The following is a 15992-nucleotide window of genomic DNA, read 5'->3' on the forward strand; positions in this document are numbered from 1 at the left end:
AACGGGCATGAATGTCATCGGCAAACATCCCGCGTTGCCTCATCTCAACATTAACATAGATCAGCTTGAAAAGCATTAATGATTTGTCTTGCCACAGTTTTTTCCATCTTTACCGCTTTTCCGAGGTCCGGAGGCCCGGGCCAGCCATGATCTTCGAAATCAAGACCGGCGAATTGCCTCGATCCCTCATAACGCGGGATGACATGACTATGGACGTGGGGATCCACCATCATCAGCATCAGATAGTTGATTTTCTGCGGCGCGACATGCGCATCAAGCAATCTTTCGACGTCGCTAATGATTTCATGCTGCTCTGAAAAGGCCTCGGGCGAAATTTGATGAAGGCGGGTGGCGTCGGACTTGGCGGCAAGCACCATCGAGCCCAAAGTTACTTGGGCGGGCCGCAGGAGAAGCATCCAGTGGCGATATTCCCTGATGAGCGTATCGGGATAGCCGAATTTTTCGATGGTTTCGTTGATCATTGCCGAACCCTTGCTTGCGTTTGTCGTCGAGCGACCCTAAGAGCCTCGCGCAGCTTGGCAACAGGCTGGAGTGGCGACCGTAGCTCAGCTGGTTAGAGCACCGGTTTGTGGTACCGGGGGTCGCGGGTTCAAGTCCCGTCGGTCGCCCCATTCTCTTGCAACAGATCCGGAAACATCCCCGCTCATGACCAGTCTTTGGGACACCCCCGCGTTCGACAATCATGAAGCCGTGCATTTCGTCACCGACGAGGCGACGGGACTGCGCGCGATCATCGCGCTGCACTCGACCCATCTGGGCCCCGCGGCGGGCGGCACCCGCTTCTGGCATTATGCCGAGGACGAGGCTGCGCTGACCGACGCACTGCGCCTGTCGCGCGGGATGAGCTATAAGAATGCGATGGCGGGGCTGCCGCTGGGTGGCGGCAAGACGGTCATTCTCGCCAACGAGGCGCGCACCAAGACGCCCGAGATGCTCGCGGCTTTCGGCCGTGCGGTCGACCGGCTTGGCGGCAATTATGTCACAGCCGAGGATGTCGGGATGAGCGTGCAGGACATGATCGCCATTTCGCGCGAAACCGATTTCGTTGCCGGCCTCCCGGTGGACGAAGCGGGCGAAGTCGGCGGCGATCCGGGCCCGCACACCGCGCTCGGCGTATTCCTCGGCCTCAAGGCGGCGGTGAAGCGCAAGCTGGGCAAGGACAATCTCGATGGCGTGCACATCGCGATCCAGGGTGCGGGAAGCGTGGCGAGCCATCTTGCCCGCCATTGCGCCGAGGAGGGCGCGAAGCTGTCGATTGCCGACATCAATCAGGCTCGAGTCGAGGAATTGGCCGCGCAGACCGGCGCGACGATCGTCGATCCTGCCGAAATCCTCACCGTCGAAGCCGATGTGCTCAGCCCCTGCGCGCTGGGAGCGATCCTCAACGAGGCGTCGATCGCGGCGCTGAAGGTGCCGGTGATCGCCGGGGCGGCAAACAACCAGCTCGCCACGCCCGAAGACGGCCAGCGGCTCGAGGCGCGCGATATTCTCTATGCCCCCGATTATGTGATCAACGCCGGCGGCATCATCAACGTCTCGACCGAATATCTCGACGATGGCGGCCCCGAACTGGTCCAGCAGCGCATCGCCGCGATCCCGGGCCGACTCGACCAGATTTGGGACGAAAGCCAGTCCTCGGGCCGCGATCCCGCGGCGGTCGCCGACGCGATGGCCCAGCGCCTGATCGGCCGGGCCTGACAAGTCGGGGCCAAGCGTCTAACAGGCAGGGCCCATGCACCGCTTCGCCAATCCGACCCGCTTCCTGAAGTTCGCGCGACCCGCGACGTGGGTCTGCCTGTCGCTCGGCCTGCTCTTGCTTGTTCCGGGCATCTACGGCGGCCTGTTCATCACGCCGCCCGACTATCTCCAGGGCGATAGCGCGCGGATCCTCTACGTCCATGTGCCTGCCGCCTGGCTGGGGATGGCGGGCTGGAGCGGACTTGCCGCGGCGAGCATCGCCCAGATCGTCTGGCGCCATCCGCTGGCCTTTGTCGCGGCCCAGGCAACGGCCCCTGTTGGTGCGGTCTTTGCGGCGCTGTGCCTTGCCACCGGATCGATCTGGGGACGCCCGACCTGGGGGACCTGGTGGGAATGGGACGGGCGGCTGACCTCGATGCTGATCCTTTTCTTTCTCTACCTCGCCTATATCGCGCTTGCCGATGCCGACCGCGAGCGCGGCGGCGAGGGACGGATCGCGGCGATCTTCGGGATTGCCGGGACCGCGATCCTGCCGGTGATCCATTATTCGGTCCTGTGGTGGAACACGCTCCACCAGGGGCAGTCGATCAGCTTCGTTCGCGGCGAAAGCAGCATAGCGGAAGAATTGTTCTGGCCACTGCCGCTGACGGCGGGCGGCTTCACCCTGCTGTTCGCGGCGGCGGTGCTGATGTTCATGCGTGCGGAGCTGGCTCGGGGACGGGTCGAGGCGCGGTTGCGCCGCCAGGCGGAGGGGCAGCGGTGAACCATTGGCCCTTCATCATCGCGGCCTATGGCCTGACCCTCGGGGGAACGGCGCTGCTGCTGCTCGTCGCTTTCGTCCGGATGCGGCGGTTCGAGAAGCGCGCGGAGGAATTGAAGCGGCGATGATGCGGCCCAAGCAACAGAGGCTGGTGCTGGTCGTCGCGGCGCTGGTGGCGCTGGGCGGGGCGGCGTTGCTTGCCCTGTGGGGGCTCGAAAGCCGGGCGGCCTATTTCGTGACGCCGTCGGACATTGTCGCGGGCAAGGTCGAGGCGGGGGTGCCGCTGCGACTGGGCGGGATGGTTCGCGAGGGGTCGCTGGATCGCAAGCCGGACGGTGTGACGGTTAGCTTCGAGGCGGTGTCGGGGGCCGACGTGGTGGAAGTTTCCTACACCGGTATCCTGCCTGACCTGTTCCGCGAGGGGAGCGGGATGGTGGCCGAGGGGCGGCTGGGCGCCGACGGGCGGTTTCTTGCCGACACGATCCTTGCCAAGCATGACGAGCGCTACATGCCGCCGCCCTTGGAAAAGGCGCAGGCGGCGGGCGAGACGCTCGAGCGATGATCGCCGAATTCGCCCATGGCGCGCTGTGGCTGGCCGCGGCGCTGTGCCTGATGCAATTGGGACTGGGCGTGGCCGCGCTGCGCGGCGAACAGGCGATCAGCCGGGCGATCCGGCCGATTGCCGCGATCCAGGCGCTGCTGGTGGTGACGGCTTTCGCGGCACTCATCTGGCTGTTCTGGCGGACCGACCTGTCGGTCGCCTTGGTCGCGGCCAACAGCCATTCGGCCAAGCCGCTTCTCTACAAGATCGCCGGGGCGTGGGGGAACCATGAAGGTTCGATGCTCCTCTGGCTGACCGTGCTGACAGGGTCGGGGGCATTGTTTGCTGCGTTCGAGAAAAGGCTCGAAGCGCGCACCATGGCGGCGTCGCTCGCCGCGCAGGCAGCGATCGGCATTGGCTTCTTCGCTTTCCTGCTCCTTTCTTCCAATCCGTTCGAGCGGCTCAATCCCTCGGCGGTCGAAGGCAAGGGGCTCAATCCGCTGTTGCAGGACCCGGGCCTCGCCTTCCATCCGCCTACGCTCTACCTCGGCTATGTCGGCCTGTCGGTGGCGTTCAGCCTGGCGGTGGGGGCGATGCTGACGGGGAGCGTGGGAAGCGCGCTGGCGCGCGCGATGCGGCCCTGGGTCTTGGGTAGCTGGATCTTCCTTACGGCGGGCATCCTCGCGGGAAGCTATTGGGCCTATTACGAGCTGGGCTGGGGCGGCTACTGGTTCTGGGACCCGGTCGAGAATGCCTCGCTGATGCCCTGGATCGCGGCGACCGCGCTCTTGCATTCGGTGGGGGTGCTGGCGGCGCGCAACGCGCTCAAGGCCTGGACGATGATGCTCGCGCTCATCGGCTTTTCCATGTCGATGGTCGGCACCTTCCTCGTGCGGTCGGGCATCCTTACCTCGGTCCATGCCTTTGCGGTCGATCCCGAGCGGGGCGCCTTCATCCTGTTCCTGCTGACTTTCTATATCGGTGCCGCGCTGCTCATCTTCGGGTGGAAGATCGGCCATGTGCGCGACAGCGAACCCTTCGAGCCGGTGAGCCGCGAAGGCGCGCTGGTGGCGAACAACCTCCTTCTCTCGGTCATTCTCGCGCTGGTTTTCATCGGGACGCTCTATCCCATCCTCGCCGAGGCGATGGGCGAGCAGATCTCGGTCGGGCCGCCCTATTTCAACACGGTGATCGGGCCGCTGGCGCTCATCCTCGCGCTTCTCCTGTTCGTCGGACCGAAGCTGCGCTGGCGGCGCGGCGGGCCGCTTTTCTCGCCGCTCGGGATCGCCGGGCTGCTGCTGAGCGCGGCGATGCTGGTCATCACTTTCCTCCTCGGCTGGAACCTCACCATCCTCGAACGGCTCGGCCTGTCGATCGCGCCGGGCCTGGCGCTGGCGAGCCTCGCGCCCTTGTGGGGGCGCAACCTGCTGCGCACGCCCGCGCCGATCACCGGCATGGTGGTGGCGCATCTCGGCCTCGCCGTCCTGCTCGCGGGGATGGCCGCCGAGAGCGGTTTCACCAAGGAGCGACTGGTGCTGGCCCGGCCTGGCGAGCAGATCGAGGTGGGGCCATGGACCATGGAGTTCGAGGGCACGCGGCCCGTCGCCGGACCCAATTGGACCGCGGTCGAAGCCGAATTGCGCGCGAGCCGCGGGTCGGGGCCGGTATTGCTCAAGCCCCAGTCGCGATATTTTTCCTCGCCGCCCACGCAGACGAGCGAAGCGGCGCTGGCGACCGATTGGGACGGGCAGCTCTATGCGGTGATCGGGCAGGGGAGCGAAAGCGAGGGCTGGCAGCTTCGGCTGTGGTGGAAGCCGCTGGTGACGCTGATCTGGCTGGGCGGCTTTCTGGTTACGCTGGGCGGTCTCATCGCGCTCATCGGGCGCTGGTGGGGCGAATGGCGCCGTCGCCGGCGCCTCGCGGGCAGCGGCTATCGGGAGCGGCGCGCATGGTAAGACGCTTTCTCCCCCTCCTCCTTCTTCTCTCCTTCGTCGGGATCGCCATCTGGGCGTTGACCGCCGAGCGCGAGGAACAGGTGCGAAGCAAGCTGGTGGGGCAGCCTGTTCCCGCCTTCGCGCTTGAGCCTGCGATCGAGGGCAAGCCCGGCCTGTCGTCGGCGGACCTTGCGCAAAGCGAGGGGCCGCGCCTCGTCAATATCTTCGCGAGCTGGTGCCTGCCCTGCAAGGCCGAGGCGCCGCTGCTCGATGCACTGGCCGGGGAAGGCGTGCCGATCGACGGTATCGCGGTGCGCGACCGGCCTTCGGACATCCTCGCCTTTCTCGACGAGCATGGCGACCCGTTCGAGCGGCTGGGTAACGATCCGCGCAGCGAAGCGATGATCGCATTGGGCGCATCGGGCGTGCCCGAGACCTTCATCGTCGATGGCCGAGGCGTCATCCGTTACCATCACCAGGGCCCGCTGATGCCCGCCGACCTTCCGGCGCTAAGGGCGGCGTGGGAGGAAGCGCGATGAGGAAGCTGTTGTTCGTCATCGGACTGGGACTGTCGCTGCCGTTGGCGGCGCAGGGCAGCCTTGCCCCCGCCGACTATGCCAATCGCCAGCTGGAGGACGCCGGGCAGGAAGCGCGGGCCGCCGCGCTGATGGAGGAATTGCGCTGTCTCGTCTGCCAGGGGCAGTCGATCGCCGACAGCGACGCCGACATGGCGGGCGACATGCGCCACCTCGTGCGCGAACGTATCCAGCGCGGCGAAAGCCCTGCCGAAATCCGCGACTATCTTATCGAGCGTTATGGCGAGTGGGTGAGCTATCGCCCCGCGCCCGAGCGGCCGATCTTCTGGCCGCTTTACCTTGCGCCCGTCCTCCTGCTGCTGATCGCGGGATGGATGGTGCGGCGACGCTTCCGGAGGCCGCGCCCATGACCGGTTTCCTCATCCTTCTGACGGTCGCGGCGATCGTCCTCGGCCTGTTGTGGCTGATGAAGGTGCGCGGCAATGCGCTTACCATGGTCGCTGCCGCGCTGGCCTTCGCCGGCGCGGGCTATGCGCTCGAGGGGCGTCCGTCGCTGGGCGGCGATCCGCGCACTGCCAGCGACCAGGCGCGCCCGCCGATGCCGCTGACGGGTGCGCGGCACGCCTTTTTCGGGCGCTTCAACAGCACCGACCAATGGGCGATCATTTCCGAAAGCTATGCGTCGCGCGGGGACACCGAAAAGGCCGCGGGCATATTGGGCTCGGCGGTCAGGGACAGCCCCCGCAATTTCGCGCTGTGGACGCTCTACGGCAATGCGCTCACCGATCATGGCGGAGGGATCAATCCCGCCGCGCGGCTGGCTTTCGCGCGTGCCGAGGCATTGGCGCCCGAGCATCCCGGGCCGCGCTTCTTCCGCGCGCTGGCGCAGGCCCGGTCGGGCGAAGTCGAGGAAGCCCTGGCGACATGGCGGGCGCTGCAACTGGAAACGCCCGAGCGCGCCGGATATTATCCGCTGATCGTGCAGGGCATCGCCACCTTCAGCAGCGATGCCCCGGCCGATCAGAACAGCGGTTCGTAGTCGATATCGTCGAACGTGTCGGCCACGGCCTTGTGGCGGACCTTTCCATCCGAGACATTGAGGCCGTTGGCGAGGTGGGGATCGTCCTTCATCGCTTGGATCGGCCCCTTGTTCGCGATCTGGATCGCGTGGGGAAGAGTGGCATTGTTGAGCGCGAAAGTGCTCGTCCGCGCGACCGCGCCCGGCATGTTCGCCACGCAATAATGGATGACGCCGTCGACTTCGTAGACGGGATCGTCATGGGTGGTGGCGCGCGAGGTTTCGAAACAGCCGCCCTGGTCGATCGCGATGTCGACCATCACCGCGCCCCGCTTCATCGTCGAAAGCATTTCGCGGGTGACGAGCTTGGGCGCGGCGGCGCCCGGCACGAGCACCGCGCCGATCACCAGATGCGCTTCGCGGACCGCGCGTTCGATCGCGCGCTTCGAGGCATATTGGGTCTTGATGGTGCTGCCGAAGTGCAGGTCGAGTTCGGCGAGACGGTCGGGATTGATGTCGTAGATGGTGACATCGGCGCGCTGGCCGGTCGCCATCATCGCGGCATTCACGCCCGCGACGCCGCCGCCGAAGATCACGACCTTGCCCGGATTGACGCCCGGGACGCCGCCGAGCAGCACGCCGCGGCCGCCCTGTTCCTTTTCGAGATAATGGGCACCGACCTGGACCGACATGCGGCCCGCGACTTCGCTCATCGGCTTGAGGAGTGGGAGGGTGCCCGCGGGCGAGGTGACCGTTTCATAGGCGATGCAGGTCGCGCCCGATTTCATCAGGCCTTCGGTCTGCGGCTTGTCCGCCGCGAGGTGGAGATAGGTGTAGAGCGTGTGGCGCGGCTCCAGCATCGCGATTTCTTCGGGCTGGGGCTCCTTCACCTTCACGATCATGTCGCTTTCGGCGAAGACTTCCTTCGCGGTTTCGACGATCTGGGCGCCGACCGCGACATAATCCTCGTCGAGAAAGTCGATGCCTGCGCCGGCATTGCTTTCCATGATGACGGTGTGGCCATGATTGACCAGTTCGGCCACCGAGGTGGGGGTGAGACCCACGCGATATTCATGATTTTTGATTTCCTTGGGAACGCCTACGCGCATGGAAAAGCTCTCCGACAATTTGATTCGGGCGGGGCTATAGCCCCAAGGCGCCGCTTTGTCGCCTCGATTGCGACCCGCTCGCCGCGATGCTACCCGCCGGGTTCCATCGGGGGCCAGCGAGCGAGGACAGGCAGATGAGCGCATTGATCGTCACCGCGCGGCTCGGCAATGGCGATGCCGGCTGGCTGACCGCCGAGCGGCAGGCCCATTTTCCGCCCGAGCGCAACCATCTGCCCGCGCATCTTACCATGTTTCACGCCCTGCCGCCCAGCAGCGAAGCCGAAGCGGTGGGCCTGTTGAAGCGCATCGCCGCGAGCGAGCCGCCGCCCGAGGCGCGGATAAGCGAGCTTTATTCGCTGGGGCGGGGAGTGGCCTATCGCGTGCGCTCCCCTGCGCTCGAGGCAATCCGCGAGGAAATCGCCGAGGCTTTCCACGGCCTGTTGAGCGCGCAGGATGCGGGCGGGTGGCGGCCGCACGTCACCATCCAGAACAAGGTCGAGCCCAAGGAGGCGAAGGCGCTACTTCAGGCGAAGCAGGCGCCGTTCGAGCCTCGGCCATTGTCGATCACGGGTTTGTCGCTGCACCGCTATCTTGGCGGGCCGTGGGAGGAAATCGGCAGCTGGAGCTTTCGCGGGGCGGGCTAGCTGATCGAGCCGACGCCGTCGCAATTGAGGTCGAAGGCGGCCATTCCCGTTTCGAGTACCGAGGCGAGCATCGGGGTTTCCATCAGCGTGTCGGTGATGTGGCTTTCCTCGCCCGCGGCCTCGAGCGCCTCTTCCCAGTCGCTGGCGTCATATTCGCCCGTGCCGACGAGTACGAACGCCATCACCTCGGCCTGCTGGTCTTCGGCGAGGTCGTCGATGATGCCCGCCAGCTCTTCCTCGACACTGGTGTTGATGTCGTCGTCGAGGACCGAATAGGCCTCGTCCTCGTCGTCGCCGTCGACATTGTCGGGCGATTCATCGCCGTCATAATTGGTGGGGACCTGCGCTTCATATTCGCGGGCGCGGATGATGATGCGGCAAAGCGTGTCGATCGGGGTCGCGAATTCCATGTCAGCGGAGCCTTTCTGCGCAGGGTATCGTTGGGGGAACGAGAAGAAAGGGCGCCGGTTCCACAAGCCCGATTGACGCGCCTGCGAGGCGACCGTATAGGCCCGTCCGCAGCCTTTTGGGGCGGAGTAGCTCAGCTGGTTAGAGCAGCGGAATCATAATCCGCGTGTCGGGGGTTCAAGTCCCTCCTCCGCTACCATTTTCCGATATCGATGAAGCGCTGTGTTCAGCGGAGTGACAGGGTTGGTGTGGCTGGGTAGGGACGAGTTTTCTCAGATCCAGGGATCCGTCATGACCAGTTTCCGTCGCAGCGTGATGCTGTCCTTTGCCTTTCTTGCCGCTTGTTCGACTGCTGCGCAGGCGGTCGAGGTGACCATGTTCCGCGACGCGGGATGCGGTTGCTGCCTCAAATGGGCGGCGCATTTCGAAAAGGGCATGGAAACCGAGGTGAAGGCGGTCGACAGTCCCGACATGATGGAAGTGAAGGCGCGTCATGGCGTGCCGCAGGATCTTCTGTCCTGCCATACCGCGATCGTCGATGGTTATGTCATCGAGGGTCATGTGCCTGCCGAAGCGGTGAAGCTGCTTCTGAAGGAGCGGCCTGCGGGCGTGCGCGGGCTGGCGGTGGCGGGGATGCCACTCGGTTCGCCCGGCATGGAAGTCCCGGGCCGCGAGCAGACCTATGACGTGGTCGCGTTCGGCGAGAAGGGCGCGAGCGTCTTCGCGCGCTTCGAGGGTGGCCGGCTGATCGCCCGTTAGGAAAGGGCCGCCCGGGCGCGGCCCTTACGCCGTTCGGACCTCTTTGGGGGGCTCGCTCGTTGCACTTGCACGTGCAATCCGAGGGAGCAGTGCCATCAAGTCCGACGGTCCGATCGATCCACCCCTAGTCGACCTGCCGATTTCGACGGCGGAACGCGGTTTCTACCATGGCTTCAGCCGCGAGGTGACCATCACCTCCAAGGTGATCGTTTCGCTGATCATCATGTGGGCCATCTTTTTTCCGGTCCATGCCAACGATACGTTGAGCGCCGCCAATTCGACCATCATCGCGACCTTCTCGGGCTGGTATGTCTATCTGGTCGCGGCGCTGATGCTGGTCTGCTTTCTCGTCGCGATCATTCCCCAGTCGGGTCGGTTGCGGCTGGGCGCGCCCGACGACCGGCCCGAATTCTCCCGCGCATCCTGGTTCGCGATGCTGTTCGGAGCAGGGATCGGGATCGGGATGCTGACCTATTCGACCGGCGAGCCGATGGCGCATTTCGCCAACAGCCCCGATATCATCCGCGGCGAGGTCGAAGCCCTGAGCGACGAGGCGGTGCGACCTGCCTATGTCTATACCTTCCTCCACTGGGGATTTGCCGCCTGGTGCACCTATGCGCTGGTCGGACTGGGCATCGCCTATGTCGCCTACCGGCGCGCGCTTCCGCTGACGATCCGGTCGAGCCTCGCGCCGCTGTTCGGATCGGCCATGTCCGGACCGCTAGGGCATCTGGTCGACATCGTCGCGGTGGTGGCGACCATCCTCGGGGTGGCGGTGACCATGGGGTTCGGGGTCGAACAATTCGTCGCGGGCCTGCATCGCATCGGGATGGGAGACTGGCTGATCGATGGTGACGGCTCGGCCTCGGCGGCAGCGATCATTACCGCGCTGCTCGTGCTGGTCGGTGCCTCGACGGTGAGTGCGCTGTCGGGCGTGGGGCGGGGAATCAAATGGCTGTCGAACATCAACATGGGCCTGTCCTTCTCGCTGCTCGCACTGTTCGCGATCGTGGGATCGGGACTGTTCGGGCTGAAGCTATTGGGCGTCGGGCTGTACGATTATCTCCGAACCTTGCCCGAAAAGACGCTGACCCTGTTCCGGCCCGACGGGAGCGCGGTGGCCGAGACCCTGGTGCGCTGGCAGCTCGACTGGTCGGTCTTCTACTGGGCATGGTGGATCGCATTCGCACCGTTTGTCGGCATGTTCATCGCGCGTATCTCAAAGGGGCGGACGATCCGCGAATTCATCTTTGGCGTGGTGCTCCTGCCGTCGTTGATGTGCTTCATCTGGATGGCGCTGGCGGGCGGGACCGCGATCGACCTCGAACTGAGCGGAACGGCAGCGGGCCGGATCGTCGAAGCGGGCCTATCCGACCAGCTTTTCGCCACGCTCGCGGTGCTGCTCGACCCCGGAGTGGCGATGATCGTCTCGGGGCTCGTGGTTCTCCTTCTCCTTACCTATCTCGTCACCTCGGCGGACAGCGCGATCCTGATCGTCAACACGATCAACGGCGCGGGCGACGACGAGGGGCAGCGGCGGCGGCACATCCTTTTCTGGGGTGCGGCACTGGCGTTCGTCGTCGGCAGTATGCTCATCCTCGGCGGGATCGACGCGATCCGCATCACCATGATCATCGGCGCGCTGCCTTTCTCGTTGGTGATCGCCTTCATCGCCGCGGCGATCGTCAAGGCAGTGATCTATGACATCCGGCGCAAGCATCATGGCGTTCCCACGACCGCATACGCTCTGGAGATGGATGCGGCCATTCCGGCGACCCCTTTGCCACCCGAAGAGCGTTGATCCCGATTAACCACAATTCCGGTTTTTTTCCGGAACATTAAGGGGATAGAACATTTGGTCTGTGCCGGACCTGTAACCATTGCTATCCATCCGGTGCGACATAGGAGCGAGCGTAAGGCCATCGACCTTCGACCGCTGTGGTTGCCGAGGGGGCAACATGGAGGGGTCAGGGCGTGAGGCGAGTTGATATTATGGCGATTATCCCCGCATGACCGATTCCAATACCACTGCTGCCAGCCTGCTGGCAGGGGCCAATCGCCCTCGTGGCAGCTTTGGCGACATTGATGACGGCGAATTTCTCCGGGTTCTGCTCGATTGCGCCGGGGAGGCCTTCTACGCGGTCGATACGGGCGGCGTGACGATGATGTGCAACACCGCTTTCCAGGTGATGCTGGGTTTTGCATCCGAGGAAGAGGTGCTGGGCCGTCGTCTGCATGACCTCATTCACCACAGCCATCCGGACGGGTCGGATTATGCGGTCGAGGAATGCCCGATCTACAAATGCGCCCGCACCGGTGAGGATTTCCATGTCACCGACGAGGTCTTCTTCCGGGTAGATGGATCGGCTTTCCCAGTCGAATATCGCGCCAGCCCCATTCTGAAGGATGGCAAGCTTCACGGGGCGATCTGCACCATCATCGACGTGACCGAGAGGCGCGAGGTCGAGCGGCGGCTGAGCGAGACCTCGCGGCGGCTCGATGCCATTCTCAACAATACCGAGATGGCGGTGTTCGTGATGGATGAGCAGCAGCATTGCATCTATGCCAATGCCTCTGCGGAGAAGATGACAGGCTATCGCTTTTCCGAAATGGAAGGGCGGCCGCTGCACGATGTGGTCCATCACAGCTATCCCGACGGGCGGCCCTATCCGCTGGAGGAATGTCCGATCGACCGGGCCTTTCCCGAGGAAAACCAGATGCGCGGCGAAGAGATGTTCGTCCACAAGGACGGCAGCTTCTACCCTGTCGCCTTCACCGCCAGTCCGCTGCGCGGCGAGGGCGGGAAACCCGTCGGAACGGTCATCGAAGCGCGCAACATCGCCGAGGACAAGGCGCGCGAACAGGAATTGAAGCGGAGCGAGGAACGCTACCAGCTCGCGCTCAACGCGGCATCGGCAATCGGAACCTGGGACTGGGACGTCCAGAACGACAAGGTCTATGCCGACGCGTTGTTCGCCCAATTCTATTCGGTCGATCCCGAACGCGCGAAGGCAGGGGCACCGATCGCCGAATTCGTCGATGGCATCCATCCCGGCGACCGGCCCATGATCGAGGCGAAGATCGACGAAGCGCTGGTGAGCGGCGAACTGCTGGAGGCCGAATATCGCGTGCTCCCGGCCGACGGAGCTCTGCGCTGGGTCTTTGTTCGCGGACGAGCGATCTTTGACGAGAATGGCCAGCCCATGCGCTTTCCGGGCGTGGCGGTCGATGTCACCGACCGCAAGGCGACCGAGGATGCGCTGCGAGGCAAGGAAACGCGACTCAGGCTCGCGGTCGATGCCGCGCGGCTGGGCGAATGGGAACTCGACGTCAAAGCCGACCAGGCGATCCGCGCGCCGCTTCATGACCAGATTTTCGGTTATGACGAGCCGGTCGAGGACTGGGGCTTTCACAAGTTCATGGAGCATGTCGTCCCCGAGGATCGCGACCGGGTGCGCGCCGAATTCGAGAAGGCGCAGGCCGACGCCTCGGGCTGGCATTTCGGTTGCAGGATCAAGCGCGCCAACGACGGGGAGATCCGCTGGGTCGAGGCGCGGAGCGAGCCGCAACTCGACGAGAATGGCAAGCCGATCCGCTATTTCGGGCTGGTGCAGGATGTCACCGAGAAGAAGCTGGCCGAGCAGCGGCTTCGCGAACTCAATGACACGCTCGAGCAACGCGTGGCCGAGCGCACCGAGGAGCGCGACCGAATCTGGCGGTTGAGCCAGGACCTTCTGGGTGTGGCCGATGAACAAGGGCGCTGGGTCAGCGTCAACCCGGCCTGGACGCGCGTTCTTGGTTGGAAGGAAAGGGATATTGTCGGGCAGACGTCCGAGGCATTCGGCCACCCCGACGAAGAGCCGATGCGGGTCGAGGATCTGCGCCGCCTTGCCGACGAGGAAAATGCCGCTCCGTTCGAATGCCGGTTCCGCCATAAGGACGGTAGCTATCGCTGGCTGTCTTGGACCGCGGCTCTGGAGGGCGGCAATTATTATTGCGTCGCCCGCGACATCAGCGCCGAGAAGGAACATGAAGCGGCGCTTAGCCGTGCCGAGGAAGCGCTGCGCCAGACCCAGAAGATGGACGCGGTCGGCCAGTTGACGGGCGGGATCGCGCATGACTTCAACAATCTGCTCACGATCATCACCGGTAATGTCGACATGGCGGGGCGGAGCCTCGAGCAGGGCAATCTCAGCCGTGTCCAACGTGCCATCGACAACGCCCAGCAAGGTGCCGATCGCGCGGCAGCGCTGACCCAGCGGCTGCTCGCCTTTTCACGTCGCCAGCCGCTCGACCCCAAACCGGTGGACCTGGGCAAGCTGGTCGAGGGGATGGCCGAGCTGCTGCACCGCGCGCTGGGCGAACGGATCGAGCTGGAGACCTTGACCAAGCCCGACCTGTGGCTGGTCGAGGTCGATCCGGGACAGATCGAAAGTTCGATCCTCAACCTTGCAGTCAACTCCCGCGATGCCATGGCCGAGGGCGGCAAGCTGATCATCGAAGCGACCAATGCGCGGGTGGCGCAATCCGATCAGCGTTCGGGTCTCGAGCCCGGGGAATATGTGGTGCTGGCCATCTCCGACGACGGCGAGGGAATGGACAAGGAAACCACCAGCCGCGTCTTCGATCCCTTCTTCACCACCAAGGAAGTGGGCAAGGGCACGGGGCTGGGGCTGTCGATGGTCTATGGATTCGTCAAGCAGTCGGGCGGCCATGTGAAGATTCATTCTACGCCCGGCGAAGGCACGACGGTACGGCTTTACCTGCCGCGGATGGAAGGCGATGCCGCCGCCCATTTCGAGGATGACGGTCGCGACGAGCCGGTCGAGGGCGCGGAAAGCGAGTCCACCATTCTCGTCGTCGAGGATGATGACGATGTACGCATCTACACGGTCGAGATCCTGCGCGAGCTGGGATACCGGGTGCTCGAGGCGCATGACGGGGCATCGGCGCTGAGCCTGCTCGACCGGCGCGAAACCGATGTCGACCTGTTGTTCACCGATGTCGTGATGCCCGGCATGTCGGGACGCGAACTGGCTGACAAGGCGCGCGAGATGCAGCCCGACCTCAAGGTGCTCTACACCTCGGGATATACGCGCGACGAGATCGTCCACGAGGGACGGATCGAGCCGGGGGTCGATATCGTCTCCAAGCCCTTTACCTACCAGGGGCTTGCGCGGCGCATTCGCGAGATGCTGGGCTCCGCCTGACGGACGTTAGCCGCCGCGCGGTCAGCCGGTGAGGGCGAGCGCGGTCTCGTCGGGCTGGTCCCAGGATAGGTTGTGATCGCCGAGGAGCGCGAAGTCGCGCTGGGCGATGATGTCCGAATGGCTCGAATAGCCAAGAACGTCGCTGACTTCGTCCTGGCGGCAGCGGGCGAGGAGCATCGTCTCGTTCGAGGAGAAGTTGGTGAGGCCGCGACCGATCTCGCGTCCGTCCTCGTCATAGACGTGGAGCACGTCGCCCTTCTGGTAATTGCCGCTGGTGGCGATGAGGTCGTGGCGGTCGATGCCCTGCGTGCCTTCGCGAAGACCCTTGGCGGCCTCGGCGGTAACGGTGACGCTGCCGGCCATCTGGATGCGGTCGGTCAGCCAGACGCGCCATGCCGACTGCGGATCGCCATGCGCGGTGCAGCGGGTGTGGCGGCGGCTGCCGTCGAGAAGCGACGTCACGGGGGCCTCGATGATGCCCTTGGCGATGCGCGCGGTTGCGCCCGCATTCTGCGCCATGTTGGCGGCCTGCATCTTGGTAAGCATCCCGCCCGAGCCTAGGAGGCCCTTGCCCTTGGTGGCGTCGAGATAATCGGCGACGTCGGTCACCGTCTCGACGAACTGTGCGCCTTCCTCGTGGGGCGGGCGGTCGTAGAGGCCGTCGATGTCGGTGAGCATGACGAATTCCTCGGCGTGGATCATCTGCGTGACCTTGGCGGCGAGGCGGTCATTGTCGCCGACGCGGATTTCCTTGGTCGTCACCGTGTCATTCTCGTTGACGATGGGGAGGATGCCATTCTTGAGCAGCCGTTCGACCGTGTTCTTGGTGTTCTGGTAACGGCGGGCGTTTTCCAGTTCTTCCGAAGTGAGGAGCACCTGCGCGATGTCGATGCCGAATTCGAGCGCGATCTGCTTGTAGGCGTTGATGATGAGCGGCTGGCCGCAGGCGGCGGCGGCCTGCTTGTCCTGCAGGCCCGCTTCCTCGGGGGCCATGCCGATCATGTCGAGACCGATCGCTGCCGCGCCCGATGACGTGAGCACCACCTCATAGCCCTCGCTGCGCAGCTGGGCGATGTCGGCCATCAGCCCGTGGAGGAAGGCGAAGCGGGGGCTCCGCTCCTCTTCGGATACCACGAGGCCGCTGCCGACCTTGATGACGATACGTTTCTGCTCGCTCACGAAAAACTCCATTCATTCATTCAGGTGCGTAGATACGGTTTAATCGTCGAGATTCAACCTCCTGACCGAGCGAAATAAGGCGGCATGGTGACAGACAAGTAATGTCAAAGTGGTGACAAATAATCCTGTGAAAAATTCACGTGGCTAAGCATATTTGTCTTGCTTGACTTTAGGA

Annotated in this window: 16 protein-coding genes and 2 tRNA genes; 14 read left to right on the forward strand and 4 right to left on the reverse strand. The window is 64.4% G+C overall.

What is annotated here, in order from left to right:
- Positions 1-50 precede the first annotated feature (50 nt).
- Positions 51-479 (reverse strand): HIT family protein, encoded by a 429-nt coding sequence (locus tag FHS50_RS03045; RefSeq protein ID WP_183933867.1) that lies wholly within the window; start codon positions 477-479, stop codon positions 51-53.
- Positions 480-555: 76 nt separating this feature from the next.
- Here FHS50_RS03045 and FHS50_RS03050 point away from each other — a divergent pair.
- The 9 genes from FHS50_RS03050 (at position 556) to FHS50_RS03090 (ending at position 6529) form a co-directional block, all read left to right on the forward strand.
- A tRNA-His gene (locus FHS50_RS03050) sits at positions 556-632 on the forward strand.
- Between the two features lie 34 nt (positions 633-666).
- The gene (locus FHS50_RS03055; protein WP_183932907.1) at positions 667-1719 is read left to right on the forward strand and encodes a Glu/Leu/Phe/Val family dehydrogenase; all 1053 of its coding nucleotides are present in this window, start codon (positions 667-669) and stop codon (positions 1717-1719) included.
- 34 nt (positions 1720-1753) lie between these two features.
- Complete coding sequence (gene ccmC, locus FHS50_RS03060) at positions 1754-2482, forward strand: heme ABC transporter permease CcmC (protein ID WP_183932908.1); 729 nt, start codon at positions 1754-1756, stop codon at positions 2480-2482.
- Positions 2479-2607, forward strand: a complete 129-nt coding sequence (gene ccmD / locus FHS50_RS03065; protein ID WP_183932909.1) for a heme exporter protein CcmD — start codon at positions 2479-2481, stop codon at positions 2605-2607. Before ccmC ends, ccmD begins: the two co-directional genes overlap by 4 nt.
- Complete coding sequence (ccmE, locus tag FHS50_RS03070; RefSeq protein ID WP_322597109.1) at positions 2604-3041, forward strand: cytochrome c maturation protein CcmE; 438 nt, start codon at positions 2604-2606, stop codon at positions 3039-3041. Before ccmD ends, ccmE begins: the two co-directional genes overlap by 4 nt.
- Entirely contained in the window at positions 3038-4975 is a 1938-nt protein-coding gene (locus tag FHS50_RS03075; protein WP_183932910.1) for a heme lyase CcmF/NrfE family subunit, read from the forward strand. The genes ccmE and FHS50_RS03075 overlap by 4 nt, the downstream gene beginning before the upstream one ends.
- Positions 4969-5493 (forward strand): DsbE family thiol:disulfide interchange protein, encoded by a 525-nt coding sequence (locus FHS50_RS03080; protein WP_183932911.1) that lies wholly within the window; start codon positions 4969-4971, stop codon positions 5491-5493. The genes FHS50_RS03075 and FHS50_RS03080 overlap by 7 nt, the downstream gene beginning before the upstream one ends.
- Positions 5490-5900: a cytochrome c-type biogenesis protein gene (locus tag FHS50_RS03085; protein ID WP_183932912.1), complete on the forward strand. Its 411-nt coding sequence runs from the start codon at positions 5490-5492 to the stop codon at positions 5898-5900. Before FHS50_RS03080 ends, FHS50_RS03085 begins: the two co-directional genes overlap by 4 nt.
- Positions 5897-6529, forward strand: a complete 633-nt coding sequence (locus FHS50_RS03090) for a tetratricopeptide repeat protein (RefSeq protein WP_183932913.1) — start codon at positions 5897-5899, stop codon at positions 6527-6529. The genes FHS50_RS03085 and FHS50_RS03090 overlap by 4 nt, the downstream gene beginning before the upstream one ends.
- Here the strand turns inward: FHS50_RS03090 and ald are convergent.
- On the reverse strand, positions 6511-7617 hold the full coding sequence (gene ald, locus FHS50_RS03095) for an alanine dehydrogenase (protein ID WP_183932914.1): 1107 nt from the start codon (positions 7615-7617) through the stop codon (positions 6511-6513). The genes FHS50_RS03090 and ald overlap by 19 nt on opposite strands.
- Positions 7618-7751: 134 nt before the next feature.
- Here ald and FHS50_RS03100 point away from each other — a divergent pair, with 134 nt between their 5' ends.
- Positions 7752-8261 (forward strand): 2'-5' RNA ligase family protein, encoded by a 510-nt coding sequence (locus FHS50_RS03100; protein WP_246332930.1) that lies wholly within the window; start codon positions 7752-7754, stop codon positions 8259-8261.
- Here FHS50_RS03100 and FHS50_RS03105 read toward each other — a convergent pair.
- Complete coding sequence (locus tag FHS50_RS03105) at positions 8258-8671, reverse strand: DUF3775 domain-containing protein (protein ID WP_183932916.1); 414 nt, start codon at positions 8669-8671, stop codon at positions 8258-8260. The two genes, FHS50_RS03100 and FHS50_RS03105, sit on opposite strands and share 4 nt — an antisense overlap.
- A gap of 120 nt (positions 8672-8791) precedes the next feature.
- Here FHS50_RS03105 and FHS50_RS03110 point away from each other — a divergent pair.
- The 4 genes from FHS50_RS03110 (at position 8792) to FHS50_RS10655 (ending at position 14638) form a co-directional block, all read left to right on the forward strand.
- Positions 8792-8868, forward strand: a tRNA-Met gene (locus FHS50_RS03110).
- Positions 8869-8960: 92 nt separating this feature from the next.
- On the forward strand, positions 8961-9428 hold the full coding sequence (locus FHS50_RS03115; RefSeq protein WP_246332932.1) for a DUF411 domain-containing protein: 468 nt from the start codon (positions 8961-8963) through the stop codon (positions 9426-9428).
- A 184-nt stretch (positions 9429-9612) separates the two neighbouring features.
- Entirely contained in the window at positions 9613-11229 is a 1617-nt protein-coding gene (locus FHS50_RS03120) for a BCCT family transporter (RefSeq protein ID WP_265568938.1), read from the forward strand.
- Between the two features lie 208 nt (positions 11230-11437).
- Entirely contained in the window at positions 11438-14638 is a 3201-nt protein-coding gene (locus FHS50_RS10655) for a PAS domain S-box protein (protein WP_183932917.1), read from the forward strand.
- A gap of 21 nt (positions 14639-14659) precedes the next feature.
- Here FHS50_RS10655 and proB read toward each other — a convergent pair whose 3' ends face one another.
- Positions 14660-15817, reverse strand: a complete 1158-nt coding sequence (gene proB, locus FHS50_RS03130) for a glutamate 5-kinase (RefSeq protein ID WP_183932918.1) — start codon at positions 15815-15817, stop codon at positions 14660-14662.
- Positions 15818-15992 lie beyond the last annotated feature (175 nt).

It is taken from the genome of Sphingomicrobium lutaoense (genome assembly GCF_014195685.1).
Classification (GTDB): Bacteria; Pseudomonadota; Alphaproteobacteria; order Sphingomonadales; family Sphingomonadaceae; genus Sphingomicrobium; species Sphingomicrobium lutaoense.